Origin of the sequence: Corynebacterium freneyi (genome assembly GCF_030408835.1) — a bacterium.
GTDB lineage: Bacteria > Actinomycetota > Actinomycetes > Mycobacteriales > Mycobacteriaceae > Corynebacterium > Corynebacterium freneyi.
This window is the reverse complement of sequence record NZ_CP047357.1, coordinates 2110731-2137463: the sequence shown is the minus strand read 5'-3', so window position 1 is coordinate 2137463 and position 26733 is coordinate 2110731. Positions and strand designations below refer to the sequence as shown.

At 65.9% G+C, this 26733-nt stretch carries 25 protein-coding genes and 5 pseudogenes; 13 read left to right on the top strand and 17 right to left on the bottom strand.

Annotated elements, in window-relative coordinates; translation table 11 throughout:
• Positions 1-21 precede the first annotated feature (21 nt).
• A complete protein-coding gene (xseA, locus tag CFREN_RS09495) occupies positions 22-1257 on the bottom strand; it encodes an exodeoxyribonuclease VII large subunit (RefSeq protein ID WP_209652308.1) in 1236 nt (411 codons plus the stop codon).
• Positions 1258-1281: 24 nt separating this feature from the next.
• Complete coding sequence (locus CFREN_RS09490; RefSeq protein ID WP_209652309.1) at positions 1282-1785, bottom strand: hypothetical protein; 504 nt, start codon at positions 1783-1785, stop codon at positions 1282-1284.
• 82 nt (positions 1786-1867) lie between these two features.
• Between CFREN_RS09490 and CFREN_RS09485 the strand changes: the two genes are divergently transcribed.
• Positions 1868-2845, top strand: a complete 978-nt coding sequence (locus CFREN_RS09485; protein WP_070519248.1) for a 4-hydroxy-3-methylbut-2-enyl diphosphate reductase — start codon at positions 1868-1870, stop codon at positions 2843-2845.
• Positions 2846-3101: 256 nt separating this feature from the next.
• Here CFREN_RS09485 and CFREN_RS09480 read toward each other — a convergent pair whose 3' ends face one another.
• From CFREN_RS09480 to CFREN_RS09465, 4 genes are all read right to left on the bottom strand, one after another.
• Entirely contained in the window at positions 3102-4484 is a 1383-nt protein-coding gene (locus CFREN_RS09480) for a DUF6542 domain-containing protein (RefSeq protein ID WP_209652311.1), read from the bottom strand.
• 99 nt (positions 4485-4583) lie between these two features.
• Positions 4584-6110 carry an AI-2E family transporter gene (locus tag CFREN_RS09475; protein ID WP_209654565.1) on the bottom strand — a complete coding sequence of 509 codons (1527 nt, stop codon included), beginning with the start codon at positions 6108-6110 and terminating at the stop codon, positions 4584-4586.
• 344 nt (positions 6111-6454) lie between these two features.
• Complete coding sequence (metS, locus tag CFREN_RS09470) at positions 6455-6622, bottom strand: methionine/alanine import NSS transporter subunit MetS (protein ID WP_070522474.1); 168 nt, start codon at positions 6620-6622, stop codon at positions 6455-6457.
• Between the two features lie 4 nt (positions 6623-6626).
• Complete coding sequence (locus CFREN_RS09465) at positions 6627-8294, bottom strand: sodium-dependent transporter (RefSeq protein ID WP_083291557.1); 1668 nt, start codon at positions 8292-8294, stop codon at positions 6627-6629.
• A 299-nt stretch (positions 8295-8593) separates the two neighbouring features.
• On the opposite strand from CFREN_RS09465, the gene ychF reads away from it, so the two are divergent.
• From ychF to CFREN_RS09445, 4 genes are read left to right on the top strand one after another with little or no spacing between them, the layout of a single operon-like run.
• Entirely contained in the window at positions 8594-9673 is a 1080-nt protein-coding gene (gene ychF / locus CFREN_RS09460) for a redox-regulated ATPase YchF (RefSeq protein WP_209652313.1), read from the top strand.
• A gap of 33 nt (positions 9674-9706) precedes the next feature.
• Complete coding sequence (locus tag CFREN_RS09455) at positions 9707-9988, top strand: type II toxin-antitoxin system RelE/ParE family toxin (RefSeq protein WP_070522480.1); 282 nt, start codon at positions 9707-9709, stop codon at positions 9986-9988.
• A complete protein-coding gene (locus tag CFREN_RS09450) occupies positions 9963-10283 on the top strand; it encodes a HigA family addiction module antitoxin (RefSeq protein ID WP_070522483.1) in 321 nt (106 codons plus the stop codon). The genes CFREN_RS09455 and CFREN_RS09450 overlap by 26 nt, the downstream gene beginning before the upstream one ends.
• Positions 10280-10801: a GNAT family N-acetyltransferase gene (locus tag CFREN_RS09445; RefSeq protein ID WP_209652315.1), complete on the top strand. Its 522-nt coding sequence runs from the start codon at positions 10280-10282 to the stop codon at positions 10799-10801. The genes CFREN_RS09450 and CFREN_RS09445 overlap by 4 nt, the downstream gene beginning before the upstream one ends.
• 186 nt (positions 10802-10987) lie before the next feature.
• Here CFREN_RS09445 and CFREN_RS09440 read toward each other — a convergent pair.
• Positions 10988-12305, bottom strand: a pseudogene (locus tag CFREN_RS09440) (ISL3 family transposase).
• A 252-nt stretch (positions 12306-12557) separates the two neighbouring features.
• Here CFREN_RS09440 and CFREN_RS09435 point away from each other — a divergent pair.
• On the top strand, positions 12558-13058 hold the full coding sequence (locus CFREN_RS09435) for a hypothetical protein (RefSeq protein ID WP_209652317.1): 501 nt from the start codon (positions 12558-12560) through the stop codon (positions 13056-13058).
• Between the two features lie 189 nt (positions 13059-13247).
• On the opposite strand, the pseudogene CFREN_RS09430 reads toward CFREN_RS09435, so the two are convergent.
• The 3 genes and pseudogenes from CFREN_RS09430 to merA form a co-directional block, all read right to left on the bottom strand.
• Positions 13248-13637 (bottom strand): annotated as a pseudogene (locus tag CFREN_RS09430) (peptide chain release factor I).
• Positions 13638-13829: 192 nt separating this feature from the next.
• Positions 13830-14180, bottom strand: a complete 351-nt coding sequence (merT, locus tag CFREN_RS09425) for a mercuric ion transporter MerT (RefSeq protein WP_005293255.1) — start codon at positions 14178-14180, stop codon at positions 13830-13832.
• Positions 14177-15598: a mercury(II) reductase gene (gene merA / locus CFREN_RS09420; RefSeq protein ID WP_209652321.1), complete on the bottom strand. Its 1422-nt coding sequence runs from the start codon at positions 15596-15598 to the stop codon at positions 14177-14179. Before merA ends, merT begins: the two co-directional genes overlap by 4 nt.
• Positions 15599-15696: 98 nt before the next feature.
• On the opposite strand from merA, the gene CFREN_RS09415 reads away from it, so the two are divergent.
• Positions 15697-16086, top strand: a complete 390-nt coding sequence (locus tag CFREN_RS09415) for a heavy metal-responsive transcriptional regulator (RefSeq protein WP_209652323.1) — start codon at positions 15697-15699, stop codon at positions 16084-16086.
• A 46-nt stretch (positions 16087-16132) separates the two neighbouring features.
• Here the strand turns inward: CFREN_RS09415 and CFREN_RS12840 are convergent.
• Positions 16133-16378, bottom strand: a pseudogene (locus CFREN_RS12840) (LLM class flavin-dependent oxidoreductase); the annotation flags it as partial.
• Positions 16379-16492: 114 nt separating this feature from the next.
• Between CFREN_RS12840 and CFREN_RS09405 the strand changes: the two are divergent.
• Positions 16493-16732, top strand: coding sequence for a hypothetical protein (locus CFREN_RS09405; protein WP_209652326.1), 240 nt, complete (start codon positions 16493-16495; stop codon positions 16730-16732).
• Between the two features lie 9 nt (positions 16733-16741).
• The gene (locus tag CFREN_RS09400; protein ID WP_209652327.1) at positions 16742-17122 is read left to right on the top strand and encodes a HEPN domain-containing protein; all 381 of its coding nucleotides are present in this window, start codon (positions 16742-16744) and stop codon (positions 17120-17122) included.
• Here CFREN_RS09400 and CFREN_RS09395 read toward each other — a convergent pair whose 3' ends face one another.
• On the bottom strand, positions 17123-17473 hold the full coding sequence (locus CFREN_RS09395; RefSeq protein WP_342356252.1) for a VOC family protein: 351 nt from the start codon (positions 17471-17473) through the stop codon (positions 17123-17125). It lies immediately after the preceding gene.
• Between the two features lie 113 nt (positions 17474-17586).
• Between CFREN_RS09395 and CFREN_RS09390 the strand changes: the two genes are divergently transcribed.
• On the top strand, positions 17587-18312 hold the full coding sequence (locus CFREN_RS09390; RefSeq protein WP_209652331.1) for a TIGR02391 family protein: 726 nt from the start codon (positions 17587-17589) through the stop codon (positions 18310-18312).
• A 329-nt stretch (positions 18313-18641) separates the two neighbouring features.
• On the opposite strand, the gene CFREN_RS09385 is transcribed toward CFREN_RS09390, so the two are convergent.
• Complete coding sequence (locus CFREN_RS09385) at positions 18642-20345, bottom strand: glycoside hydrolase family 13 protein (protein ID WP_209652333.1); 1704 nt, start codon at positions 20343-20345, stop codon at positions 18642-18644.
• A 142-nt stretch (positions 20346-20487) separates the two neighbouring features.
• Here CFREN_RS09385 and CFREN_RS09380 point away from each other — a divergent pair, with 142 nt between their 5' ends.
• Positions 20488-20928, top strand: a complete 441-nt coding sequence (locus tag CFREN_RS09380; RefSeq protein WP_209652335.1) for a YtoQ family protein — start codon at positions 20488-20490, stop codon at positions 20926-20928.
• A 44-nt stretch (positions 20929-20972) separates the two neighbouring features.
• Here CFREN_RS09380 and CFREN_RS09375 read toward each other — a convergent pair whose 3' ends face one another.
• Positions 20973-21629 carry an SMI1/KNR4 family protein gene (locus CFREN_RS09375; protein WP_209652337.1) on the bottom strand — a complete coding sequence of 219 codons (657 nt, stop codon included), beginning with the start codon at positions 21627-21629 and terminating at the stop codon, positions 20973-20975.
• Between the two features lie 306 nt (positions 21630-21935).
• Between CFREN_RS09375 and CFREN_RS09370 the strand changes: the two genes are divergently transcribed.
• Positions 21936-22310, top strand: a complete 375-nt coding sequence (locus CFREN_RS09370; RefSeq protein ID WP_209652339.1) for an SMI1/KNR4 family protein — start codon at positions 21936-21938, stop codon at positions 22308-22310.
• A 14-nt stretch (positions 22311-22324) separates the two neighbouring features.
• Here the strand turns inward: CFREN_RS09370 and CFREN_RS09365 are convergent.
• From CFREN_RS09365 to CFREN_RS09355, 3 genes and pseudogenes are all read right to left on the bottom strand, one after another.
• Positions 22325-23228 (bottom strand): annotated as a pseudogene (locus CFREN_RS09365) (alpha/beta hydrolase).
• Positions 23229-23263: 35 nt separating this feature from the next.
• Positions 23264-23707 carry an alternative ribosome rescue aminoacyl-tRNA hydrolase ArfB gene (gene arfB, locus CFREN_RS09360; RefSeq protein ID WP_209652341.1) on the bottom strand — a complete coding sequence of 148 codons (444 nt, stop codon included), beginning with the start codon at positions 23705-23707 and terminating at the stop codon, positions 23264-23266.
• Positions 23708-23717: 10 nt separating this feature from the next.
• Positions 23718-25109 carry a serine hydrolase domain-containing protein gene (locus tag CFREN_RS09355; RefSeq protein WP_209652343.1) on the bottom strand — a complete coding sequence of 464 codons (1392 nt, stop codon included), beginning with the start codon at positions 25107-25109 and terminating at the stop codon, positions 23718-23720.
• A 289-nt stretch (positions 25110-25398) separates the two neighbouring features.
• On the opposite strand from CFREN_RS09355, the pseudogene CFREN_RS09350 reads away from it, so the two are divergent.
• Positions 25399-26712 (top strand): annotated as a pseudogene (locus tag CFREN_RS09350) (ISL3 family transposase).
• Positions 26713-26733 lie beyond the last annotated feature (21 nt).

Below are 26733 nucleotides of genomic sequence, written 5' to 3'. Positions count from 1 at the left end.
CCGTAATCGGTCGGTCATCGGTCAGTCGGCGGGTTTGACGCCCATCGCGGCCGCCGTGATCGAACCGTCGGCCACTCGGATGCGCAACTGCGAACCCGGCGGCGACTGATCGATGGTGGTGACCACCTGATCGCCCGAACCATCGCGCGGCTGGACCTGCACCACGGCGTAACCGCGGGCCAGCGTCGCGGCCGGCCCCAGTGCGGAGACCTTTCCGCGCAACCCGGCGACCAGCGACTCCTCGCGCTCCAGACGTCGCGTCATCGCCCCGCGCAGACGATCACGGCCGCGTCCGATGTCCTCCGACCGGGCGCGGATCGGTGTCATCGGATCCGCCAAAACGGGACGCGAGCGCAAATCCCGGACGATGCGGGCCTCCCGGTCGACCCATCGTCGCAAAGCCGCCGCGGAGCGGGCCCGCAGCTCGGCCAACCGATGGCGCTCCTCCATGACGTCCGGAACGACGCGCTTGGCGGCATCCGTCGGCGTCGCCGCACGCACATCCGCGACATGATCCAGCAGCGGATTGTCCGGTTCATGGCCGATCGCCGACACCACCGGAGTCCGCGCACGGCTGACCGCGCGGACCAGGGCCTCGTCGGAAAAGGGCAGCAGATCCTCCACCGACCCGCCGCCGCGGGCGATGATGATGACGTCGACCGACGGATCAGCATCGAGCCTCTCCAACGCCGGAATGATCTCCGACACCGCCTTGGCGCCCTGGACGATGGTGTTGATCACCTCGAAATCGACCTCCGGCCATCGCCCCCGCGCCACCGTCAGCACATCACGCTCGGCGGCCGACCCCCGACCCGTGATCAAGCCGACGCGCCGCGGCAAAAACGGCAGGGGACGCTTCAGGCGAGCGTCGAAAAGCCCCTCGGCCGCCAACGCCACCCGCAACCGCTCGATGCGCGCCAACAACTCGCCCACGCCCACCGGCCGCCACTGCGTCGCCCACAACGAAAAAGACCCGCGGCCCGCGTAAAACGCCGGCTTGCCCAACATGACCACCCGGTCACCCGTGCTGAGCGGATTCGCCCGCAACGCCGCCGTCGAACACGTCACGGACACCGACGCATCCGCCTGCGTGTCACGCAACGTCACATACGACAATTTCCAGGTCGGCTTGGAACTGATCTGCGCGATCTCTCCCTCGACCCAAATCTGGCCCAGCTGCTCGATCCAGTCCTTGACCATCTGATTCAGACGACGGACCTGGACCGGCGACTCCGGCGTGGTGGTCAGCTTCGACATATGGCGCTCGTACCGTCCCGCCGGTCAGCCGCGCAGGGCGTTGTCGAGCAGCGTGCGGAACGCCGGACGATCGCCCAGGGTGCGCTCGTGGCGGCTCAACGCCGACAACTGCACCGCATCCAACGTCGGGATCAGATCCTCCAGATCCTCCGCGTCCATGTCCGCGTACCCGACATCCCGGGCGACCTGCTCCGGAGCGGGCACGTCACCGTCGGCTGCGGCGCGCGCGGACGCCGCCGCCGACGCCGAATTCGCCGCAGCGGCGTCGGGATCGACGTCCTCGTCGAACGTCGCCCACGCCGGCTGTTCCTCCACCGGCGTGGCCAGCTCCTCCAACACCATGTCGCCGCGGGCCACCAGATCGGTGAAATTCTGGCGGGCCCGCATGGCCGAGCCCGCCGCCGACGTCAACGCCGAACCCGCGACGCGACCGGGCAGTCGACGCAGGCGGTAGGGGAGGCGAAACGCCTCTTCGACGGTGGTGACGGCGATGCCTGCCGCAAGGCGGATGGGCAACGGTGCGGGCATGTCAACGCTCCTGGTGGAAGGGAAGTGGCGGGAAGTGGTCGGCTTGTGTCGATTGTAGGTGCCTTTGGCTAGGGTGGTGGCCATGACGACTATCTCAACCGACGCAACCGCCGCCGAGAAGAAGGTGCTGCTGGCCGCCCCGCGCGGGTACTGCGCCGGCGTCGATCGCGCCGTCGAGACCGTGGAAAAGGCCCTGGCCATGCACGGCGCGCCCCTGTACGTGCGCAAGGAAATCGTGCACAACAAGTACGTGGTCGAAACCTTCGAGGAGCAGGGCGTCATCTTCGTCGACGAGACCGACGAAGTGCCGCATGGCGCCAACCTGGTGTTCTCCGCCCACGGCGTCTCGCCCGAGGTGCACCGCCAGGCCAAGGCCCTGGACCTGCACACCTTCGACGCCACCTGCCCGCTGGTGACGAAGGTCCACAACGAGGTCAAGCGCTTCGCGCGCGACGGCTACCAGATTCTGCTCATCGGCCACGAGGGCCACGAGGAGGTGGAGGGCACCGCAGGCGAGGCCCCGGATCGCGTGCACCTCATCGACGGCGCCGAGTCCATCGAGTCCCTCGACTTCGGCCCCGAGGACAAGCTGGTGTGGCTGTCCCAGACCACCCTGTCGGTCGACGAAACCATGGAGATGGTCGACCTGCTCAAGGCGAAGTACCCGCACATCCAGGACCCGCCGAGCGACGACATCTGCTACGCCACCCAGAACCGCCAGGTCGCTGTGAAGGCCCTGGCTCCGAAGTGCGACCTGGTCATCGTGGTCGGCTCGCAGAACTCCTCCAACTCGAAGCGTCTGGTCGAGGTGGCGCTGCAGGCCGGTGCCCGCGATTCGCACCTGGTCGACTACGCGCACCAGATCCAGGACGAGTGGTTCGACGGCGTGACCACCATCGGCCTGACCTCCGGTGCGTCGGTGCCGGAGATCCTGGTCAAGGGCGTCTTGGACTACCTCGCCGAGCGCGGGTACGTCGACGTCGAGGAGGTTCGCACGGCCAGCGAGAAGATCGTGTTCTCCCTGCCGCGCGAGCTGCGCGAGGCCCGCGTCCAGCGCTAGACGTCGGGGTCCGGCAGGGTACGAACGACGCCCGCCGGCGTTGCGTCCTTGCCCAAACCACGGGGTCGAAATCCGCCAAACCACGGGTTCAGCACTCCGAACCCAAACCACGGGGTCCAAACCACGGGGTCGATGCCGACCCCGTGGTTTAGCGCTTTAAAAGGGGCGATCCCGTGTTTCGGACCCCGTGGTTTGCGGGTGGGGCGGGGGCCGCCGGCGGCGCAGGGCCCGGAATATCGGAGAGCCGGCCGGTGAATCAGTCGCGGCGGAGGTCGTCGCGCGAGTGCCGCGGGCGTTCGTGGCGCGGCGGCCATTCCCGCACGCGTCGGCGTTCCGGGTGTGCTTCACGACGACCGTCGTAACGCGCACCATCCCGGTATCGGTCTTCGCGGCGGGCATCATCGCGTCGGACATCGTCCCGTCGGGGAGCCATGCGGCGGTCGTCCCGAGGGGCGCCGCGACGGTCACCACGGGGCGCCGAACGGCGGTCGTCGAAGCGGTACTCGCGCACGCCGCGATCGTCGCGGGCATCGCGCCGGACACGGCGGGGATCCTCGCTGCGGCGGGCGGCGCGCTGGATGTCCCGGCGGCCGGCATGAGCTGCGGCACGGTCGTCGACGGGGCGGCCGGCACGGCGCCCCTCGACACGACGCTCGTCGACACGACGGCCATCGGAACGACGCTCATCGGCGGGGCGCCCCTCGACACGACGCTCGTCGACACGACGGCCATCGGAACGACGCTCATCGGCGGGGCGGCCTGCACGGCGCTCGTCGCCACGCCACTCATCGGCGCGGCGCGGGGCGGGGCGGCCGGCGGCGGCGCGCTGTTCCATCATCCGCTGTTCCGCGCGGGGATCCCGGCGGCGGACCGGACGTTGCTGCTCCGCCTCCTGCTCGGTCGGACGCGCCGGACCACGGCGCTCCGCGGCAGGAGCGGGGGCCGGTTTTTGCGCACGGCGGGCTTCCTGGGCGGCTCGGGCACGCTCCGCAGCCCGGCGGCGCCTTTCTTCGGCGGCCTGGATGATTTCGGAGGCGGGTCGTCGTGAAGGATCCTTGCCCCGTGCATGCCGCACGCGCGCATCCGATTCGGCGACCCGTTTGCGTGCGCGGGTGGCCGACACGGTGGTGGCCTCCTCGGCCTTGTGCACGCGGGCGTTTTCGCGGCGGGTTTCCTTGTCCGTCTTCGCGTTGACGCGCGTGATGTCCAGGTATCGCCAGATGGCGATCGCCGTGCAGATCAGCGGGATCAGCGCCATCCACGGGAAGTACTGGACGATCGGGTATGCGGCGGTGATCAGCCTGGTTTTCGTCGGCGTCGAGCCAGTGGTACCGCCGACGGAGGGATCCGACCATGAGGCGATCAGCCACGTGACGACCGGTGTGACGATGGTGAACAGCAGCGGCTGCTGCGCGACGGTCACGACCAGCCCGCGGGGATCGACCAGCGCCGTGCCGACGATCGCCGCCGCCGCGAAGGCAAGAAGGTACGGCAGGCCGATGTTGCCGGTGGGCAGCCCGCCGAGGATGCCGATGAGCCCCGCCAGCAGGATCAGCAGCGGCGGCGCCCAGATGGGCAGTCGCCACGGTCCCGAACGTCGGGTGGCGTTCGGGTTGGCGCGGGTTGAGGTATCGGACACGGTCCAGACCTTACCGTTTGGCCTCTGCGGTGAGACGGAGGCGCGGTGTGTCGGGCGAGGGGAATCGCGGGCGGGGGGATGTCGGGCGCGGAAATCGAGTCAGCGTTTGCGGAACCGCTCCGTCACCGCGCTGGTGATGCGGTTGAAGGCGCGCGTGGTGGGGCCTTCGTCGCTGCTTGACGACGACGCGTTCGCCCGGGCGGTCGCCGAGGCGGCGGACCCTGCGCCGGTGGCGTCGTTCCCCGCGGGCGCCGCGACCGTGCCATCGGCGGCGCCGGACTCGTCGTCCTTCGAGCCCCCGCCGAGGCGCAGGGCCATGAGATGGTCGCGCATCGCCTTGCCGGCGGCCTCCGTCCGCAGACCGGAAATGGATCCGGCTTCGGTGGCGAACTGGATGTCCGCGGCGGTCTTGTCGCCCGTGCGCAGGTCCGTCAGGTCGCCGAGGTAGCGCAGCCACACGGCGAGCACCGCGGCGACGGGCACGGCAAGGAACGCGCCGGTGATGCCGAACAGCGTGCCTCCGAGCGTCACGGACAGCAGGACGATCGCCGCGTGGAGGTTCATCGCCTTCGACTGCAGCATCGGGGACAGGATGTTGCCCTCCACCTGCTGGACCACGATGATGAGGACCAGCGCCAGGATCGCCGTGGTGAAGCCGTTGGCCACCAGTGCGACGACCACGGCGATGAAGCCCGCGGTGAAGGCACCGACGATGGGGATGAAGCCGGCGAAGAAGGTGATCACGGCGATCACCAACGCCAGCGGGACGTCGAGAAGCCACAGGCCCAAACCGATGAACACCGCATCGATCATGGACACCACGGCCTGCGTGCGGATGAATCCGCCCAGCGTGTTCCAGGACCGGGTGAGCACCTCGGTGAGGTGCCAGCCCAGGCGGCGGCCCGCGATGGAACGCAGCCACGGCAGGAAGTGGCGGCCGTCCTTGATGAAGAAGAACGTCAGCACCAGCATGACCACCAAGGTGATCGTGGCGCTGCCGACGACGCTGATGCCCTGGAAGACCGTGTTGGCGATGTCACCCGAGCGCTCCTGCAGCCACGACGTCGCCTCGTCGAGAAGGTCGAGCAGCTGCTCGTCCTTGACGTTGAACGGCGGGCCCTGGACCAGATTCTGCAGCTCGAGGATGCCCTGCGTGAACTGGTCCTTCAGCGTCGGCAGCTGGGCCCGCACCGTCGGCGCGATGAGCGCGATGACGCCGCTGACGATGCCGATCGCGCCCAGCAGCGAAACGATCGCGGCGAGGGCGTCGGGCCACTTGTGGCGGATCAGGAACGCGGCCGGCGGGCCGAGCACCGTCGCCACGATGAGCGCCAACAGCACCGGCAGTAGTCCGGCCCACACCTTGCCCAGCGCGGTGAAGGCGACGAACAGCGCCGCACAGACGATGAGGAAGCGCAGGCACCAGCCGGCGAACCAGCGGGCGCCTTCGCCGATGACGTCGGCCCGGTCGACGAACTCCTCGTCGGACTCGGACATCAACGCGTCGCGTTCCTCTTCGCGGTCCTTGTTATCGGCGGATCCGGCGGTGGGGCCGAGTTCGTCCTCCGGCACGGACAGCGCTTCGTCCGCGCGCAGGGGTTCGGCGCCGATGAACTCGTCGATCATGTCGCGGTCGTCGCGGGAGAGCGAATCTCCGCGTTTTTCGTCGTTACTCACACCGCCATTATGGGGCAACGGCCCGTTTGGCGCGGCAACCCGGCCGTGTTGTCGTTGGGTTGGGCGGGGAATGTGCGTTGCCGGGAAGGGGGCATCACATGCTTCGGGCCCCGCACGTCCGTGCCCCGCTTGGCACCTTGCGTCCCGTGCACCCCGGAAACGGCGGCGGGCCGGCGGCACATGCTGATTGGCACGTGCGGCCGACCCGCGTGGCTTGCGGCCACCGAATCCCGGGGAGGAGGTTCGACTCGGTCCGAGCGGACGTTGGGCGACTCCTGCCTGGTGGGCGAGGGTTACTGCTGCTCGAGGGCGGCGAGATCCTCGTCGGTGGTGTTGGGATGGTTGCCGAGATCGCCGCTGCTGTGGTCGGGGTTGTTGGACAGGCTCACCAACGCGGTGACGAATCCGCCCCAGATGATGACGATGAACAGAACCATCATGATGATTGCGATTCCGGACATGGCGCTACCTCTCTCCGTAACGGTCGTTGGTGGATTCAGTCGACGACGCGGCGGGCAGGTGGCCACCGTTGACCAGCGAGTTGCCCGGGTTGCCGTTCTTGCCGGTGCGGAGCCCGACGGGGACGCCGAAGTCCGAGCCGGGCGGGCCCGACAGGGATTGGGTGCCGCCCCACGGCAGGGCGCTGAGCACGAACGCCATCACGACGATGAAGGCGATGACGCCCCAACCGAACACGTTGATCTGGGCGTTGGAGTAGCCCTCGTAGTTTTCGGCGAACAGGCCGCGCAGCTCGTTGAAGAGGGTGATGGCCAGCACGATCGGGGTGAGGATGAAGGTGCAGACCTTCCACAGGGGGCCGGCGCGGAACGACGACACGGCGTTGATGTGGTTGGCGATTTCGTCGCCGCGGCGCAGGACCCAGCCCAGCGTGATGAGGCTGACGATTGCGACGCCGACGATGCCGACGTTGTTGGTGAACTTGTCCACGATGTCCAGGGTCACCAGGCCCGACGTGGTCGGGAAGAGGAGCATGGAGATCAGCGCCATGACGCCGCCGACGGAGAGCACGGCGGCAACGCGCGGCAGGTTCAGCTTGTCCTGGACGGCGGAGATGACGACCTCGACCAGCGACACCAGGGAGGTCAGGCCGGCGATGGCCAGCGACAGGAAGAACAGGACGCCGAAGATCGGGCCGATGACGGGGCTCATCTCGGAGATGACGGCGGGGAACGCGACGAACGCCAGGCCGATGCCGCCGGTGACGACTTCCTCGACGCCGACGCCGGTCTGCGCGGCCATGAAGCCGAGGGCGGCGAAGACGCCGACGCCGGCGAGGACCTCGAAGGAGGAGTTGGCGAAGCCGGCGACCAGCGCCGAACCGGAGAGGTTCGAGCGGGGCTTGAGGTAGGACGCGTAGGTCAGCATGATGCCGAAGGCGATGGACAGGGAGAAGAAGATCTGGCCGTAGGCGGCGATCCACACCGACGTGTCGGCCAGCGCGCCCCAGTTCGGGGTGAAGAAGGCGTTGAGGCCGTCGGTCGCGCCGTCGAGGGTGAGGGCGTAGACGACCACGCCGACGAAGAGCACGGCGAGCAGGGGGATGAAGAACGTTGCGGTGCGGCCGATGCCCTTGTCCACGCCGAGGGCGAGGATGCCGATCACCACGAGCCACACGAGCAGCAGGGTGGCGGTGATGGGCAGCACGAAGTCGAAGGAAGACAGGGGCTCGGCGTCGAGCTGCAGGAAGTCCCCGAAGAAGTAGCCTTCGGGGTCTTCGCCCCAGGACTTGCCGACGGACTTCAGGGCGTAGAGGGCCGCGTAGGCAATGATCACCGCGTAGTAGATGGTGATGAAGAACGCGACGCCGACCTGGATCCAGCCGATCGGTTCGGCCCAGGACTTGATGCGGCGGAAGACCTTGGGGGCGGAGCCGCGGTAGCGGTGGCCCAGCGCGTAGTCGAGGAACAGCAGGGGGATGCCCGCGGACAGCAGTGCGACGAGGTAGGGGATCAGGAACGCGCCGCCGCCCGATTCGTAGGCGACGTACGGGAAGCGCCAGATGTTGCCCAGACCCACGGCGGAGCCGATGGCCGCGAAGATGAACGCCGCCCGGGTCGAGAACACCTCCCGGCCCTGTTTCGTGCCGGCTGCGCCGGTCTTCTGGTTGCTCATGGTGTCTCCAGTGACAGGTGGACAATTGGCTGGATTTTATCAGCCGATCTTAAGGTTCGTGACACATGTTCGGTGGAATGCGCCCCGAATGGTCACAGCATATGGTTTCTATCAGGAGAATGTAACCCCCGTCACATTAGGGTGGTCGCGTCGTGGGTGGTTTCCCCCTCTTCCGGGCGTCGCCGACATCCCGGTTGCAGTGCTTGACGACGGGCCGCCCACCCGATCCCGGGTCCCTCGACGGGAGCAGGGGAGACCGCATCGTCGTAAAGCCAAGCCGGGCCCGTAGGATGGGGCGCGTGAGCCTTACTCTTGGAATCGTCGGTCTGCCCAACGTCGGCAAGTCAACCCTGTTCAATGCGCTGACCCGCAATGACGTGCTCGCCGCGAACTACCCGTTCGCCACCATCGAGCCCAACGTCGGCGTGGTCGAGCTGCCGGACCCGCGGCTGGAGAAGCTCGCCGAGATCTTCGGCTCCGAGCGGATCCTGCCCGCGACGGTGTCCTTCGTGGACATCGCCGGCATCGTCAAGGGCGCGTCGGAAGGCGAGGGCCTGGGCAACAAGTTCCTGGCCAACATCCGCGAAGCCGACGCGATCTGCCAGGTCGTCCGCGTCTTCGCCGACGATGATGTCGTGCACGTCGACGGCAAGGTCGACCCCGCCAGCGACATCGGCGTCATCGAAACCGAGCTGATCCTCGCCGACATCCAGACCATCGAGAAGGCCATCCCGCGCCTGGAGAAGGAAGCGAAGAAGGACAAGGAGAAGGCCGGCGAGGTCGAGGCCGTCAAGAACGCGCTCGCCGTGCTCGAGGAGGGCCGCACTCTCTTCGCCGCGCAGGGCGACGTCAACATGGCGGCGCTGCGCGAGCTGCACCTGCTCACCGCCAAGCCGTTCCTCTACGTCTTCAACGCCGACGAGGAGGTGCTGGCCGACGAGGACAAGCGCGCCGAGCTGGCGTCGGCCGTCGAGCCCGCCGACTGCGTCTTCCTCGACGCCAAGGCCGAGTCCGACCTGCTGGAACTGGACGAGGAGTCCCGCAACGAGCTGCTCGCCGAAATCGGCCAGACCGAACCGGGCCTGAACTCCCTGGCCCGCGCCGGCTTCCGCACCCTCGGCCTGCAGACCTACCTGACCGCCGGCCCGAAGGAGTCCCGCGCCTGGACCATCCCGAAGGGCGCCACCGCTCCGCAGGCCGCCGGCGTGATCCACACCGACTTCGAACGCGGCTTCATCAAGGCCGAAATCGTCTCCTTCGACGACCTCGTCGAGGCCGGATCCATGGCCGAAGCGAAGGCCAAGGGCAAGGTCCGCCAGGAAGGCAAGGACTACATCATGCACGACGGCGACGTGGTGGAGTTCCGGTTTAACGTATAGCGTTAATGACGGTGTCCGTTATACACTGGTGACGTGATCAGATCGTTCGGCAGCAAGGACACCGAGCGCATCTGGCATGAGCAGTATGTCAAGCGAGTCGACCGGATGGTGCAGCGGGCGGCCTTGCGGAAGCTCGAACTGATCCATGCGGCGAAGGATCTCGAGGACCTCCGGGTTCCGCCTGGCAATCGCCTAGAGCGTCTGGTCGGCGACCGACGTGGGCAGCACAGCATCCGCGTCAACGCGCAATGGCGTCTCTGCTTCGTCTGGAGAGAGGGAGGTGCGGACAATGTCGAACTCGTCGACTACCACTGAGAGCGACCTGATCGAGCCGATTCACCCGGGAGAGATCCTGATGGAGGATTTCATCGAGGGCTTCGGGATCACGCAGAACAGGCTCGCCGTGTCCATCGGTGTGCCGCCGCGCCGGATCAATGAGATCGTGCACGGCAAGCGGGGGATCACCGCTGATACGGCGATCCGTCTGGCGCGATACTTCGGGACGTCCGAGGAGTTCTGGATGAACTTGCAGTCGAACTACGAGCTGCGCTTGGAGCGCCGAGTGCTGCGCGACAAGGTCGCTGCTATCACGCCTCTCGCGGTCGCGTGAGCAGCACTGCATGGGTTGCCGGGCTCGACCGGCAGGTGCCTGGGGATGTCGCGAGGTTGCTCGCCACGGTCCCCGAATGGTTCGCGCAGCCGCAATCCAATGAGGAGTACTTCGAAGCAGCTCGCTCCAAGGAGACATGGACGGTCCGTAACAGCGAGGGAGCGGTCGTCGGTGTCACGCTGATCGATCGCCACTTTCCGCATGTCGCTGAAGTGCACCTCACCGTCGTCGACCGGTCAGTGCACGGGACCGGCGTCGGCACGGCAATGCTCAGGGCCGTCGAAGACGAAGCGGTTCGCCGTGAGGTGCGGCTGTTGCAGGTGAAGACTCTCGGAGCCTCGCACCCAGATCCCGGATATGCGCGCACTCGTCGCTTCTATGAGCGATGGGGTTTTCTGTCGCTGGAGGAGACCGCGCTCTGGGGTGAACGCACCCCCCTGTTTAATCATGGGGAAGTCGTTGCCTGCCTCGCGAGCAGCAGGCACGCCCTGACGATCTCTGCATCATCTAGGTTTTGAGGGGCTTTCGGGCACGAATGTTGCGCACGTTCCACCCCGAGGTTGGTATCTGCCGGAATTCGGTGGAGTTCAAGTTCAACGTGTAGCCGAGTGCGTCGTTCAGCCTCTGGCTGATCGGCTGAACGGCCGCTTGAGGGCGGCCCCGGAGTTCGCCGGGGCCGCCCTTGTTATGCGGCTCTTCAGGATTTAGAGTGCGTTGATCTTGGTGTGCAGCTGTCCGGAGTGGATCAAGGATCGCAAGATGTAGTGCCCGAGGTTCTTGAACCCCAGAGCGATGCCGCGCAGATGCTCCAGGCGCCCGTTGATCGCCTCGACGGGCCCGTTGGACGCGCCGGATATCGAAATACGCCAGCACGTCCTTCTGGCGCCGGTACAGCGTGTTTCCCAGCTGCTTAATCTCCTCTAACCCCTTCGGCATCGTCGATGAACGCAGCGTGCTGATCACCTTCTGCATCAGCTTCTTGCCCTCGGCTTTCTTCGGGTACTGATAGGCGGCGATGATCTGCTGATACACCGACCACGTCACCTCCAAAGCCACGTAGTCTTCGTCGGTGGCCCACAGTTGCTCGAGTCGCCGATGCTGTCGATCAGTGAGGAAGTCAATCCTGGTCAACAGGGTTTTCCGGTTCTTATACAACGGATCGTTTTTCTTGCCCCGCCGCCCGGTGGTCATCCGCTGCAGGCGCTGCCGGCACACGGTCAACTTGTCGGCGGCCAGGTGCACCACGTGAAAGGGATCCATCACCGCCTGCGCCCGCGGCAGGGCCTGTTTGGTGGCGGTGGCGTAGCCGGCAAACCCATCCATCGTGACAACCTCGACCCGGTCGCGAAAGCCCTGCCCACGCTGGCCGAGCCAATCGCTCAGTACCGCGGCGCTACGACCCGGGACCATGTCCAGCAACCGGGCCGGTCCGGCGCCGTCGATGACGGGGGTGATGTCGACGAGCACGGTGACGAACGAGTCCGGCTCACCGGCCCGGTGGGTGTGCTTCCACACGTGCTCGTCCACGCCCAGCACGCGTACCCCGGCAAGGTGGCCGGGGTCGTCATAGACCAGGTGCCGGCAGGCATCCAGGGCGAGGTCGTTGACCAGGTCCCAGCCCAAGCCCAGGGCTTTGGCGGTGGCGGAGATACTCATTTTGTCGATCGCCAACCGTTGCAGAATCCAGCGGGTCACCCGGCGAGTGACGGTGCGCCCGCGTTCGGCGCAGGCCAGTTCGCCCTGGTAGATCCGCTGGGCACAGGACTGATTCAGGCACAGGAACCGCGGCACGCGTACCTGCAACCTGGTGGGGAAGCCGACGACGGGAAGATCGGTCAGCCGGCGCACGACGTGATCACGCAGCCGGCCTGTGTGTCCGCAGCCCGGGCACTTGTCGCAGGAGTCGATGGGACGAGCACTGATGACCGTGAACTCGCCGGCATCCGCGGCATCGGTGATCGTTAATCCCAGCTCCGCGGTGCGGCAAATGGTGTCGGCGACGAGGTTGAACGTAGGCTGCATCGTAGGGTCCTGGTTCGGTCAGATGGTTGTGTGGTAACTCTCATCTTGTACCGGCCAGGGCCCCTACATGTTGTGCCACCCCGACATATCACTTCCCGCTAATTACGCACTCCAGATCCGGATGAGCCTGTTATGCTGTCGGGCGACGATGCCGTCCATCTTTGAAACCACGAACTCACTGGGGTTCAGCCCGCCGAGCTGGTTTTCGGTGACCAGTCTCCGGTCACGGATGAGTAGGGGAAAATCATGAGGTTGATTGATCCGAACGAGCTTTTCAGTTCTCTTGAGCAGCTTGATCCCGCCATCAAAAACAAAGCCAAGATCCCTGACATCGATGCAACGTACACCGAGTTCATTCATCGTTATGACGGGGTAAGTATCACGCCGGACATTGTTCTGTATGGCTATCAGAAGGTGCTCGAGTGGAATCGGCGAGCACGTGGCGAAGGTTTGCCCGAAGATCTGTGGCTTATCGGGCAGTCGGGGCAGGGCGATGAGTGGTTCTTGAGTGCACGGACCAAGACAGTGTTCTTTTTCGACCACGACCAGGGGGAGTACGGAGGGCCAGAGAGCTTCCTCGATCTGAAGATCGACTTCACTGGTTTTGTCAGGATGGCGTTCCTGTTGTCGGAGCTGGAGGAGAAGCTTGACGAGGGGCAGGAGATCGATGAATACGAGCAGGAAGTTTCGGACCTTCTGAATAGCATCCATCCGCAACTGCGTGAGAGGTTTCCCTTCAACTATTTTGAATGATTGCACCTTGGTCTCAGCCCACGGTCGTTAGCGGAGGCACGATGTCGACGCCTGTGGCAAGTGCGCGGGTGTGGGCGTCCTTGACGGCATCGACCAAAACGGAAGTATCGGGGTTCTCGGGAGCTGTGGCGCCGAAAGGACGTTAATCAGCTTCGGAACGTCGTGGAGTTCAAGTTCAACGTGTAGTGCTTAACCTCTGCGATGAACTCTTTGATCCCGGGACGTGATGAGGACTGGGGCTATTGTGCTCCCCCGAACGCTACGGCCCGGGGGCACGAGGCTGTGTCGCAGGTGCAAGCGAGAGGACCACTAGCGAAACACAGACCGCTGAGTCGACGCAGTCACGGTAAAGACGGAGCCGTCTAGGCGGTGCTCGAGGTTGCGCGAGACACGGTGACGCTGGGCGTCGGTAAGCGATGCGCATTCGGCGACATCGATGGAAAGCTGGACTTTGCCGTCCGTCGTGTTGACGCCCTGGCCGCCCGGAGTCGACGATTTCGCGAAACGCTCCGCGAGATCGGCGGCGATGACCGCACCGTCGGGGATCCCCGGGCCGGGCGCTATGGTCATGTCGTTCATGCCGCCCAGCCTAGGTGCCCACAACCCTTTCTCGTCTCGGCGGAAGCGGAGACCGCGTCGCGACGGCCGGGATCCAGCCTCAGTATTATCCTCGTCACCGGTTGATTCGAACGCTTTTTGCTCCTCCTTCTCCCGTCGGGCTTCGATTTCAGCGGCCTCCGCAGGTGGCAGTGATCGCTGGATCCGCTCGAACTACCGGTTCCGATCAGCGGTCGAAGGATTTTCGCAGCAGCCGGACCTGCGGCGCCGGTGCCGCCGCCGTAGCCTGACGAGCATCCCCGCCATGACGGCCATCACGACGGCGGTCCCGGCACCGATGATCCAGGGATTACCGAGGAGCCCACCGACGCCTGCGAGTGCTCCGCCCGCCGCGATGAACGGCAGGCCGCAGCAGAGCAGCGACGGAAGCGCGCAGCATGCCAGCAAGAGCAGCCCGGTCACTGCAGCGACGACGGGACCGGCGCGCCATTCGTCGCGGTCCTGATCGGCGCTCATCGTCTGCTTCAGGATGAGATCTCCCCGATTGCCTGCGTTGCCGTTCATGCGCAGCACGACAGCAGCGACGGGTCGGTGGTGAAGGCCTTCGCAGCGATCCGGATGCCCTCGGCCATGGTCAGGTAGGGGGCCCAGGCGTTGGCGACCTCGGCGACGGTCCTGCCGAGCACGTGGACGCCTGCGGCGGCGAGCTCCCCGGCGTCCTTGGCGACGGCGGTCAGGCCGAGGATCTCTTTCGTCTCGGCGTTCACGACGATCTTGATGAACCCGCGGGTGTCGCGGTTCACCAAGGCGCGGGGCACGTGGTGCAGGGGCAGGACGCGGCAGTCGCAGCGGATCCCCGCGGCGAGGACGTCCTTCTCGGTCATCCCGACCGCGCCGATCGCGGGCTCGGTGAACGTCACCCGCGGCAGGCGGGCGTAGTCGACGGACCGGTCGGCGTCGGCGAACGCGTTCTCGGCGACGAGGGTGCCGTGGTCGGCGGCGACGTAGACGAACTCGGGGTGCCCGGTCACGTCGCCCGCGGCCCAGACCCGCGGGTTCGAGGACTGCAGCCGGTCGGAGACGACCACCTCGCCGGAGTCTCCGGTATTCACCCCGACCGCATCGAGGTTCAGGCCATCGGTGACGGGACGGCGTCCGAGGGCGACCAGGACCTGGTCGGCGCGGAACTCCTGCGAGCCGCCGGACAAGGCGGCGGTCACGACGGCCTCGCCTCCCGTGCCGCGGGAGACCCGGGTGGGCACTGCGCGGCTGACGACGCGGATGCCCTCGTCGGCGAACACCTCCTGGAGCGCCTTCGACACCTCCGGCTCCTCCTTCGAGGCGAGCCGGGACCGCACGAGCAGCGTGACCTGCGAGCCGAGGCGGGCGAACAGCTGCGTCTGCTCCAGGGCGACGTAGCCGCCGCCGAGCACCAGCAGCGACTCGGGGACCTCCGTCAGCTCCATCGCCGTGGTCGAGGTCAGGTATCCGGTCTCCTCCAGGCCGTCGATCGGCGGTGCCCACGGGCGAGAACCAGTCGCGACCAGGTAGTGGTGGGCCTCGATGGTCTCGACGCTTCCGTCGGCTCCGGCAACATCGAGAACCGGCGCATCAGGGGTGCCCACGAACGAGGCGTCGCCGCGGAGGACCTGCCAGCCGTAGGAGTCGGCGACGTCGGCGTACTTCTCGCCGCGCAGCGACTCCACTAACGCTTGCTTCCCAGCGATCAGCGCGGGCATGTCGACGGGATCCGCCGTCGTCGCGATCCCGGGGAACCGGGTTGCGGCGTCGACGGCGACGTGCCGCGCGCCGGCCGCGGCGATGAGCGCCTTCGACGGGACGCAGCCCGTGTTCACGCAGGTGCCGCCGAGCGTCCCGCGCTCGATCATCACCACCGATTTCCCGAGCGTGCTGGCGCGGATCGCAGCGGCGAACGCGCCGCCTCCCGATCCGATGATGGCGAGATCGTACTTCGTAGGCATCGCTACTCCTGTCAACTCTTGGCTTTCTGCTCTGTCTCAGCCATACTGGACCTTCCAGTGCAGGGGAAGGTCAAGCGCGGCCACGGAGGGAGACAGCAATGCGGATCGGAGAACTCGCCGAGAGGGCGGGCACTACCGCGAAGACCCTTCGCTTCTACGAGGAACAGGGCCTTCTGCCCCCGCCCGAGCGCACGCCGTCCGGATACCGCGACTACGCGCCCGAGACGGTCGCTCGGATCGACTTCGTCCACCGCGGCCAGGCCGCGGGCCTCACCCTCGCCCAGATCCACCAGATCCTCGACATCCGCGACGGCGGCCATGTGCCCTGCGAGCACGTGCGCGACCTGCTTGACGTGCGCCTCGCTGAGATCGAGCAGCAGATCGCGCAGCTCTCCGTGCTGCGCGACACTATCGCAGACCTCAGACAGGACGCCGCGCACCCGGACCCTGAAACGTGCAGCACCGATCAAGTGTGTAGGTACTTGTAGACGACGGGAGTCAATGACTCAAACGCTACAACCCCGATATGCGCTAGCGCATGTCGATGCCGCCGGTGCCCACCTCGATATTTTTGGTGGTGGCCGCGACAGCACACAGCAGCGGCATCGGGGCGGAGGCCTGCAGCGCGAAGTGGTGGACTCGGAAGGACGCGTTGTTCACGCCGATTTCGTCCGCAGCCTGGGTGATCTCCAGATGAGTCTTGGCGATCTTTTCCGCAGATGGCCCGCGCTAGCTGCCGAAGGCGTAATGCCTGAAGCTTAAGAAGCCGAACGCTTTCATTGGATAACACTCCTTTTGATGGTGTTAACGAGAGGGAGTAACTTTGCGACTACGTACCGTGGAGTTCAAATTTAATACTACCTCTGGAAACAAGAAGTAAAGGAAGTCAGGGATATGACTGCGTTAGAGGCTGCCCAAGAACTCTTAGAGGATGTCAATTCCCTTCTTGACCACCATCCCGCACAGAAGGACCCTAAGCCGGGAAAGCCCGCGGGGCCAGGTTACGGGCCGTTGCTGCGCGCGGGTACATCCCTCTGCTATACGGCGTGGGAGGTCTATGTCGAAGAATCACTGATCGAGACGGTTGAATGGCTTTTGGCGAATAAGAAAGCCGATGAGCTGCCGGAAAAGTGACGGTCGTGGGTGGCTGAGCAAAGTAGTGATCCGTGGGTGTTCGTGGGCGACTCGTGGCGATCGGCTGTACTTGAACTTGTTCGATTGCGAATCGAAGGAGATTCGGACGGCCGTTACGGATTCAACACAGCTAGCGTTGGCGGTGTCGAAAGCCTGTACAAAAGTATCCTCGGTTTCTGCCCGCTGCGGGAAATCAAATGGCAGAAGAAAACCAACGCGGCGGTGCGGAAACAGGTTTCCGAGCTGGTCATAATACGAGGTGAAATTGTGCATCGAGGTTCAACGCCCGATGCGCTTAACCTTGGTCTAGTCCGTAATTGGGCTGATTTTGTTCGGCGACTGATTGAAAAATTCGATGAGTACATGGTTGAATTTAGGTTCAATGTGTAGCTAGGCCTTGGGGCTGCCCACACAGAACTCGTTGCCCTCTGGGTCCTGCATGATGGTCCACACCAATCCCGGTGCTTCGTGGGTGTCTAGTTCGGCAGCGCCCAAGCCTTTGAGACGCTCTACTAAGGTTTCGCGCTCCGCCCCGCCAACGTCGACGTGCATGCGGTTTTTCCCAGGTGTCGGTTCCTCAACGCGCTGAAATCCCAGCGCCGGGGTGGAATCAACCATCACGAAATCGCCGTAATCCGCGGCGATTTCGCAGCCGGTTGCGGCGGACCAAAACTTGGCGAGCTTTGAGGGATCGTGGCAGTCGAAGGTGATCTGGCGGATCGTGAAGTTGGGATCGCTCATGGTTTCCATTGTGGGCGCGCGTCAGCGCGCCTGCAACAATGCGGGGTGTTTCTGGTGGGGGTATCAGACCAGTTCTCTCCGGCCATGTCAGCCCCATACGTCATAATGGCGGCATGGCCGAGCTGGACCCCGAGTGGGCGATCAATGAGATAGACGCGTTCCTGCAAGTCACAGCGAAGGTAGTCCCCGACATGGGCCCGGGCATCGCCTACCTTGGAACCGTTATGAGTGGATCGCCGACTGAGGCTGCGGCACGCGCCCATGTCGTTGAAATGATTCTTGACCGAGTGCTTCCCGGGTGGAGACAAGAACTCCCGGTCCAGGACAAGGAGTATAGCTGGCTGAGGGGTCAAGCGGCCCGGGCCAAGACAGCGCTTGAACGTCGGTCTGAACTCGCTGAAAAGCTCGGAGAGAACACGCCAGACTTAGACGCAGCCAGTCTGCATCCGTGGGCGTGGGAAAATGGCAAGGGTTACTGGAATCACGGGCACTACCATCAAGCAGTGATGCAGGCTGCCATCCGCGTCAATGCAGAGACCCAAGCGAAACTGAACCGCCTAGACGTATCTGAAACAGCACTTTTCAACGAGGCGTTTTCACTCCACGATCCGAAGCGTAATGTGCCGCGCCTTCGGCTTATGGAAAATGATGGCAGTAAGACGTTTGAGAACCTGCATCGGGGTGCCCGCGCCTTTGCAGAGGGCTTGTACGCGGCTATCCGCAATCCCGGGATGCATGTTCCACACGACGGTGGTGAGGAGCAAGTCGCGTTGGAGCAGCTCGCGGCTTTCAGTCTATTGGCTCGCTGGGTTGATAAGGCTACCGTCCTGGAGGGGTGACAACATCGGTTTACGGAATAGCAGTCCGCTTGAGCGAAGGATGTGGGGAGCACGAACGCCTGTGATGGAGGTGCCGGGTGCTCAGTCAGCAAGGCCGTCCAGGACCATCGCCGTAGTTGTGTGCAAGGTTAACGCCAGCGACTGGGCTGGGTCCAAGAATGAATCTCGCACGCGTTAAACTGCGCCGACACTCTGTGGAGTTCAAGTTCAACGTCTGATCGTGTAGGCCAGGCGCGTTTCGTCCGCCAAAGACAACAACCGATGATGGGGTGCTTCGCCGGGCCCGGCAAAGGACAACCCCCGACCGTGTCGGCCGGGGGTTCGTCCGATCAGCGCAGCCAGGCGCAGGTCTCGCCGGGCAGCAGGCCGCCGTCGCCAAGTTCCGAGCTGCTCAGCAGCACCTCCCCGGAGGGCAGCGGGATGGGTTCGGTGCCGAAGTTCAGCACCACCCGCCATCCACCCGGCCGGCGGAACGTCAGAGACGAGTCCGTGACGTCCTCCCACTCGAGCGTTTCATCGCCCTGCAGCTCAGCGCGCAGTTCGAGGGCTCGTCGGTAGAGGTTCAAGGTGGAGGCGGGGTCTTCATCCTGAACCTCGACGGCGTAGTCGCCGAACCAGTCCGGCTGCGGCAAGTGAGAGCCGTCGTCGCCGAATCCGAACGACCGGCCCCGGCTGCTCCACGGCAGCGGAACGCGGCAACCATCACGGCCGACCTCGACATCCCGGTTGCGGAAGAACGCCGGATCCTGACGATCCTCGTCGGGAATCTGACCCACCTCCGGCAGGCCCAGCTCCTCGCCCTGATACAGGTAGGCCGAGCCGGGCAGCCCGAGAAGAAACATCGTCGCCGCACGAGCGCGTCGGAACCCTTGGGCATGATCGACCTGTGCGGGATCCCCGCCGTCGAAAAGCCACTGCTTTCCGTCATTGCCGGTGCCGGCGGGCGCCCCCGCTCCCGGAGCGCCCTTGCTCTCCTGGCCGCCGGGCAGCCCGTAACGGGAGGCGTGGCGCACCACGTCATGGTTGGAAAGCACCCACGTGGTGGAACCGCCGATGGCTTCGGCCGCCGCGAGGTTGCGCGAGATGATCTCGTGGAACTCGTCGGCGCGGAAGTCCGCCTGCAGCAGGTCGAAGTTGAAGGTCTGGCCGAGGCCCTCGGGGGATGCGTAGCGTGCCTGCCGGTGCGGCGCGACCCACGCTTCGGCGACCGCGGTGCGGGGCGGCTCGTACTCATTGAAGACGTCGCGCCACTCCTTGTAGATCTCGTGGACTTCGTCGCGGTCCCACACGGGATGTTGCCCGTCGACGAACAGCTCCCGCCCGCCCAGCACATCCGCCAGGGCATCGAAGGCCGGGTCCAGGTTCTTCTTCAACCCGTGCGCCACGTCGACGCGGAAGCCGTCGACGCCCCGGTCGCTCCAGAACCGAAGGGTCTCAAGGAAATCCTCGTGCACGTCCGGGTGATCCCAGTTGAAGTCCGGCTGCTCCTTGGCGAACAGATGGAGGTACCACTGGCCGGGGCTGCCGTCGGGTTCGGTGATCCGCTCCCATGCGCCGCCACCGAAGATCGACTGCCATTCGTTGGGCGGCAGCTCGCCGTTTTCCCCCTTGCCGTCGCGGAAAATGTAGCGGGACCGCTCGTTCGAACCCCTCGGCGAGTTCAGGGCGGCGCGGAACCATTCATGGCGGTTCGACGAATGGTTGGGGACGATGTCGACCACCACCTTGATGTGCGCCGCATGCAGCGCGGCCACCATCTCGTCGAACTCGTCCAGGGTGCCGATCTTCGGGTCGACGTCCCGGTAGTCGTCGACGTCGTAGCCGCCGTCGGCCAGCGCGGAGGGGTAGAACGGGCTCAACCACACGGCGTCGATGCCAAGGTCCCGCAGATAGTCCACCCGCGACGTGATGCCGGCCAGATCTCCGATCCCGTCGGCGTTGGCGTCGGCGAAACTGCGGGGATAGATCTGGTAGACGACGGCTTGGCGCCACCAGTCGGGGAGGTCGAAAACTTCGCGCCGTCGCTGGTTCATGGGTGAAACCCTCCTGCGTGGACTTCAAGTGGGAGTTGATTTCGGTGTTACATCAACCGTCGTCATTCCACCCTAGCCATTGGCGTCCCGGTAGGCTGCGGGTGCCGTTCACCGGCCCATCGACGTAAGGAGAAAGCAGGCCATGAGCTTCAACGTGTACCTTTCCGGCGAGATCCACACCGATTGGCGTGAGGAAATCCAGCGCGGCGCCGAGGCCGCCGGACTGGACGTGGTCTTCACGGCGCCGGTCACCGATCACGACGCCAGCGATGCCGCCGGCGACCACTTGGGAGAGGCGCCCGCCGGGTTCTGGCGCGACCACCAGTCGTCGAAGGTCAACTCCATCCGGACCCGCACGCTGATCGAGAAGGCCGACATGGTCGTCGTGCGTTTCGGCGACCAGTACAAGCAGTGGAACGCCGCCTTCGACGCCGGTTACTGCGCGGCCCTGGACAAGCCGTACATCACGCTTCATGGCGAGGACATCGTCCACCCGCTCAAGGAAGTCGACGCCGCCGCCCAGGCGTGGTGCACGGCCACCGACCAGGTCGTGGAAATCCTGCGCTACGTGCTCGAGGCGTAACGCCACCGTCGGGGAGTCGCACGCACCGGCCGGTGGAGGTGGAGCTACCCGCGCTCCCAGAGCTGAATCGGCTCGTGGCGCTCCGGATACCGCAGAACCGGGTCCACCAGCTCATCCACCTCCGAGAATTCGAGGAACCCCATCGAGTCGTCGTCACGCACGATCAGCGGACGCGCGAAGAGTTCGCGGAGCGCCGCGGCCTGCTCCTGCCCCAGGTAGGGCTCGTGCGACCGCAGCCAGGCTTCCGCATTACGACGGGGCTCGCCCTCACCCAGGTAATCGTCGTCGTAGAACTCGGCGGAAGCGACGACCATCTCCGCGAAAATGAACCCGGCGAGATCCGGCGCGAGACGCTCATCCTCCTGCTCATCGTTCTGCAGCAGAACCACGGGGACCGGACCCGCGCCGGCGGCCCCGGTACGGAAGCAATAGAGGTTGCCGCCGGGCTCCATCCCGAAGGGCAACAGGCCCTCGGCGGGATCGATGTTCCGGAAATCGTCCGGCTCCGCCAACATCTCCAGCCGGCGGGCGATGTCCTTGGCCCCGAGCAGCTCGAAGTTCGTGCTGAAGTGCAGCAGCGGGACTTCGTCGCCGGTGGGGGACATGTCCACCATGCCGTCGTCGGCGAGCGTCAAGTACTCCTCGGGCCAGGTGAGCCCATGTGCGGCAGAGATCTCGCGCAATTCCGCCGAGGTGGTCATGGCACCGTTCCTTCGTTCAAGTGGTCTTGACCCAGAATCTAGCAAGATGGGGGCAGGATGTCCCGGCATCGGAGGCTGGGCCAACATCTCCAACCGGCGGGCGATGTCCTTGGCCCCGAGCAGCTCGAAGTTTGTGCTGAAGTGCAGAAGCGGGACGTCGGCGCCGGTGGGGGACATCTCCACCATGCCGTCGTTGGCGAGCGTCAGGTACTCCTTGGGTCAGGTGGAGCCTTCCGCACTCGAATCGTGCCCCGAGGATTGATGTTTCGCAATGCGAAGCGTTAAACGGCGACGTATGCTCCCGCCATGGCTTTTCCCGTTGATGAATCACAAATTCGCGCCGCCGAGGAAGCATTGGGGCTCACCTTCCCGGACGTTTTGCGGCAGCGCCTGATGTCGGAGAATGGCGGCGAAATCGACGACGCCGACGAGGGGTACTGGTTCCTGTACCCGGTGTATGACGATTCCGACCGCCGCCGCCTCGCCCGGTCCGCGAATCACGTGGTGAAGGAAACCGAAACGTGGCGTTCCGAGGCTGACGGATTCCCGCAGGACGCCGTCCCCGTCGCCGAGGATCAGGAGGGCAATGCGATCGTTCTCCTGCCCGGCGACGACCGCTTTTACGTCTGGGACCACGAACTGCGGGAAACGGAGCCGATCGAGCTGATCTTCGACGAATAGCGTCGGCCGCGTGTTCAGGTCCCGTTGACGGCAGGCGGGACGTGCCGTGCGAGAAAGGCCAGCTGTTCGGCGACGTTGTGCTCGAAGGCATCGCCGACGTAGATGTCGAAGTGCCCGCCGGGCTGCATTCGCACTTCGCCCTTCGGGGCCTTCCGCACATGCCGCAGAGTGGGGCCCGGCGGGGCCAGCGTGTCGTTCTCGCAGACCGCGAAGTGCGCCGGGCACGGGATCTTGCGGGCGTCGCGCCCCGGGAAGTAGCGCACGATGTCGGCGCCGAACCGGGCCGTGATGTCGCCGGAAGTTTCGTCCCCCCGGGGGAATGAGGGCTTCGATTCCGGCCACGGAGTCGGGTGAGGTCATGAGCGCGGTCGAACCGGGCTCCCCGTAGGCGGGGATCATCACCGGCTCCTTGTGTCGTGCAGCCGCGAAAAGATCGCGGGCGGCCAGCAGCGAAACCTTGGCCAACGTCGAAGGCGGCAACGCGAACGTCGAGGCCAGGCCATCGGTGAACGGGCATTGTGCGATCACCGCCGCAATCCGTGGTTCGCGCGACGCCGTGCGGATCACGTGTCCGCCGCCGAACGAGGTGCCCCAGAGGATCACGCGGTCCGGGTCGACGCCCTCGAGTTTCCTCGCGTGCGCGATCGCCGATCGCCAATCTTCGAGCTGGCGCCGCACCGAAAGCGGCTGTCGGGGCTCGCCGGCGCTGGCCCCGAAGTGCCGGTAGTCGAACACCAGGCATCGGTAGCCGGCGGCGCTGAAACGCTCGGCGAAGGCGTCGAGGCGCATCTGGCGTACCCCGCCGAGGCCATGCGCCATCACGATGATCGGCCCCGGGGCGGGTGCATCGCCGGGGACGTAAAGCCATGCGGCGCAACAGTCGTGCCCGGAGGGAAACGTCACGTCGGTTCTCGGCATGGCGCTAATTGTATGAAAATCTTCGGTGGTGCGTCCTAGGAAACGTCGGGTCGCCGCCTCGTCGACTTGAGCTCCGACCGTCGCTTCTTCGCGGCGAGCCGGCGCCGAACGGAGCCGCGCGTCGGCTTCGTTTTCCGTCGCGGAGGAGACGGCGGGGCCAGTGCTTCCCGCAACAGCGCGGCCATCCGCTCGCGTGCTTCCGCCCGATTGCGCACCTGCGACCGCTGCGTCGACGCGACGACGGTGAGCACGGTGCCGTCCAGTCGGCTTTCGAGATTCCGGAGGACGCGCCGGCGCTGGGCGTCGGAAAGCGACGCGCACGCGGCGACGTCGACGGACAGCTGAACCTTGCTGTCCGTCGTGTTGACACCCTGGTCGCCCGGCCCCGACGACTTCACGAACCGCTCGGTGAGATCCGCGGCGGGGATGACGAGACCATCGGGGATCCCCGGTCCGGGCGCGATGGTCAGGTCGTTCATGCCGACCACCCTAACTGCGGCCGCGGTCCCGCCCACTGCTCGCCGTGGCCATCGCCGCCGCGAGGAGCATCGCGACGGGCACCGCTGCGGCGGCCACGACGACGCCGGGCTCCCAGAGCCAGAAGTACCGGAGGGGCACTGCCATCAGCAGGGGAGCGGCGATGAGCGCCGCGGCGACCACGACCACCGTGAGCAGAATCCACGCGACCGGCCGCATGCGCCGGCGCCCCACCCAGCCGAGCACCAGCACCAGCGCCGCGACGCCGAGCAGGACCGCGGGAACGATGACGCCCATGCCGCCCGGTTCGACGGGAGTGACCGTCCGCCCCGTGGCCTCGTCGAATGCGGAGCGGGTCAACGCAGCGAGCGATTCCTCGTGCAGGAACCCCGACGCGTTGAGCAGGACCACCGCGCCGTCACCCGATTCCGCGTCGTGGTACACGGCGGAAAAGTACCCGGGGACCGTGCCGGTGTGCCACACGGTGGCCCGGCCGTCGTCCTCGTTCGTCACGCGCCAGCCCGGCCCGTAAAACTGTTTCGGGGAGCCGGTCGGGGCGGCGTCGGCAAGCGAATCGGCGACATCGGCGGCGGTGCCGAGCTGGGAGACGGCGAAACCGGCCAAATCATCGATGCTCCCGCAGGAATAGCCGTAGGCGGCGCCGGCGCCGTCGTAACCGGTGGTCATCGCCCAGGCGAACGGGCCGGCCAGGCGGTGGCCGCGGGGGACGTCGGCACAATCCGCGGCCGAGGCGCCCACGTGGCTCAGCCCCGGCGTCGCGCGGACCGCGTCCGCGTAGGCCCCGCCGGTCGCTGCCTCGATGACGGCCTGCAGGTGCAGGTAACCGAGGCTGGAATAACCGTGCTCGCCGACCGTGCCCGATTCACCCGTCTCGCCGGACATGCCGCCGACGACGTCCATTGCGGTTGCGTCGGGACGGTCGACGTCGAGGTGACCCGCCCCGAACCCCAGGCCGGATGTGTGGTCGAGCAGCGCGCTGACCGGTACATTCGGCGCGTCGGGCACGTACGAATCCGCCGAAGCAGCCGGGTCGAGCGTGCCCTCGTCGGCCAGGTGCTTCACGACGGCGGCCGCCACGGGTTTAGACACCGAGCCCCAGAGCATCGGCGTCGCCGCGTCGACGGGGTGGCCCTCGCCGTCGGCGCCGAAAACCTCGGTGCGGGTGACTGCCCCGTCGTCGAGGTACGCGACCGCGCCACCGGGAACCCCGAGGCGTTCGGCGCGCTCGGCGAACGACGGGACCTCGGGGGAACCGGTGGCCGCGAAACCGGCCGGAGCCAGCGGTGGAACCAGCATGGGAGCCAACGCGGACAGCGCCGCGAACAGGGCGAACAGGGCGATGATGGTCGACTCGGGACATTTTCGGGGCGAAAGGAGTCGCATGGTGAGGTTTATACGGCATGCCCTTCGGCTGCACCAGGGTTCCCCGCCATTCGTCGGGGGAGTGCCGCGGTCGTGCGCCGCGGCATCCCGGCCCTGATTCCACCTCCCCGAATGTTGGCCCTCATGTACGCGGATGAGCGTGGCCCATCGCGGCGATTACGGGCTCTTCGCGTTTCGGAGTGCGTAGCTGACCGCAGAGCCAGGCTCGGGGTGGCACAACATGTAGGGGTCCTGGCCGGTACAAGATGAGAGTTACGACGCTTCCATCTGACCGAACCAGGACCCTACTGTGCAGCCTAGTGGCAACCTCGTCGCAGACACCATCTGCCGCACGGCAGAAATCGGCTTGACGATCACCGGAGCCGCCGACGCCGGAACCTTCACCATCATCGACGCCGCCCCGGTCGCTGTCGAGGGGCACTGCCCCGACTGCACCCAACCCGGGAAACTGCGTGATCACACTGTCCGCCGACTGGTTGACCTGCCGGTCGTGGGGTTTCCCACCCGCCTGCACGTTCGTGTCCCCCGATTGACCTGCACCAATCAACAATGTCGGAGGAAAATCTTCCAAGCCTGCCTCAACTGCGCCAATGACGGGGCCAAGCTCACCGACCGGGTGACCGGCTGGATCCTCCAGCGACTGGCCATCGACCGGATGAGCGTGGCCGCCACCGCCAAGGCCCTCGGGGTGGGGTGGGAACTGGCCAATCAGGTCGCTGTGGACGCCTGCCGCAAGCTCGTCTACGACAACCCCCACCACCTGGACGGGGTGAGGATCCTCGGGGTGGATGAGCACGTGTGGAAGCACACCCGAAAGCCAGGCCAGCCGTCGAACCTGGTGACGATCCTGGTCGACCTCACCCCGCTGGCCGATGGCCGTGGGCCGGCCCGACTACTGGATATCCGCCCAGGCCGCAGCGCGACGTGCTGCGCACGTGGCTGCAGGAACGCGACCCTGGTTTCCGCAGCCAGGTGCAGGTGGTGACCATGGACGGCTTCACCGGCTACGCCGCCGCCGTCGACCAGGTACTGCCCCGGGCGAGGAAGGTGATGGATCCGTTCCACGTCGTGCATCTGGCAGCGGACAAGCTCACTGGCTGCCGGCAGAGGCTCCAACGTGAGACCACAGGGCGGCGTGGACGCAAGGATGATCCGCTGTACAAGCACCGGCGGACCCTGCTGGCCAGGAGAAACTACCTCACCGAGCGGCAGAACAGGCGGCTGGACCTGTTGTGGGCCACCGATGACGAATACGTGGCACTCGAGGTCACGTGGATGGCTCTCACAGGACATGATCCAGGCCTACGGGCACCCGAAGAAATCGGAGGGCAAGAAGTTGATGGAACGGATCATCAACACCCTGCGTAAGGGCGTGCCGAAAGGGTTGGAGGAGCTGGCCCAGCTGGGTCGGACGTTGTGGCGCCGGCGCGAGGACGTGCTCGCCTACTTCGACATCGGGGCGTCCAACGGCCCTGTGGAAGCGATCAACGGCAGGCTCGAGCACCTGCGTGGTATCGCTCTGGGCTTCAGGAACCTGGACAACTACATCTTGCGGTGCCTGATTCACTCCGGGCAGCTGCACACCCGGATCAACGCACTCTAAATCGTGAAGAACCCGTAAAGC

What these genes read in the sequence shown, in the direction of transcription:
- CFREN_RS09370 (WP_209652339.1), top strand. Translation starts at nt 21,936, where the DNA reads ATGGCTTTTCCCGTTGATGAATCACAAATTCGCGCCGCCGAGGAAGCA.
- CFREN_RS09450 (WP_070522483.1), top strand. Translation starts at nt 9,963, where the DNA reads ATGTCGAACTCGTCGACTACCACTGAGAGCGACCTGATCGAGCCGATT.
- xseA (WP_209652308.1), bottom strand. Translation starts at nt 1,257, where the DNA reads ATGTCGAAGCTGACCACCACGCCGGAGTCGCCGGTCCAGGTCCGTCGT.
- CFREN_RS09485 (WP_070519248.1), top strand. Translation starts at nt 1,868, where the DNA reads ATGACGACTATCTCAACCGACGCAACCGCCGCCGAGAAGAAGGTGCTG.
- CFREN_RS09390 (WP_209652331.1), top strand. Translation starts at nt 17,587, where the DNA reads ATGGCCGAGCTGGACCCCGAGTGGGCGATCAATGAGATAGACGCGTTC.
- CFREN_RS09465 (WP_083291557.1), bottom strand. Translation starts at nt 8,294, where the DNA reads ATGAGCAACCAGAAGACCGGCGCAGCCGGCACGAAACAGGGCCGGGAG.
- CFREN_RS09405 (WP_209652326.1), top strand. Translation starts at nt 16,493, where the DNA reads ATGACTGCGTTAGAGGCTGCCCAAGAACTCTTAGAGGATGTCAATTCC.
- CFREN_RS09395 (WP_342356252.1), bottom strand. Translation starts at nt 17,473, where the DNA reads ATGAGCGATCCCAACTTCACGATCCGCCAGATCACCTTCGACTGCCAC.
- CFREN_RS09380 (WP_209652335.1), top strand. Translation starts at nt 20,488, where the DNA reads ATGAGCTTCAACGTGTACCTTTCCGGCGAGATCCACACCGATTGGCGT.
- metS (WP_070522474.1), bottom strand. Translation starts at nt 6,622, where the DNA reads ATGTCCGGAATCGCAATCATCATGATGGTTCTGTTCATCGTCATCATC.
- merT (WP_005293255.1), bottom strand. Translation starts at nt 14,180, where the DNA reads ATGAACGGCAACGCAGGCAATCGGGGAGATCTCATCCTGAAGCAGACG.
- CFREN_RS09385 (WP_209652333.1), bottom strand. Translation starts at nt 20,345, where the DNA reads ATGAACCAGCGACGGCGCGAAGTTTTCGACCTCCCCGACTGGTGGCGC.
- CFREN_RS09475 (WP_209654565.1), bottom strand. Translation starts at nt 6,110, where the DNA reads ATGATCGACGAGTTCATCGGCGCCGAACCCCTGCGCGCGGACGAAGCG.
- merA (WP_209652321.1), bottom strand. Translation starts at nt 15,598, where the DNA reads ATGCCTACGAAGTACGATCTCGCCATCATCGGATCGGGAGGCGGCGCG.
- CFREN_RS09490 (WP_209652309.1), bottom strand. Translation starts at nt 1,785, where the DNA reads ATGCCCGCACCGTTGCCCATCCGCCTTGCGGCAGGCATCGCCGTCACC.
- CFREN_RS09415 (WP_209652323.1), top strand. Translation starts at nt 15,697, where the DNA reads ATGCGGATCGGAGAACTCGCCGAGAGGGCGGGCACTACCGCGAAGACC.
- CFREN_RS09375 (WP_209652337.1), bottom strand. Translation starts at nt 21,629, where the DNA reads ATGACCACCTCGGCGGAATTGCGCGAGATCTCTGCCGCACATGGGCTC.
- CFREN_RS09355 (WP_209652343.1), bottom strand. Translation starts at nt 25,109, where the DNA reads ATGCGACTCCTTTCGCCCCGAAAATGTCCCGAGTCGACCATCATCGCC.
- arfB (WP_209652341.1), bottom strand. Translation starts at nt 23,707, where the DNA reads ATGAACGACCTGACCATCGCGCCCGGACCGGGGATCCCCGATGGTCTC.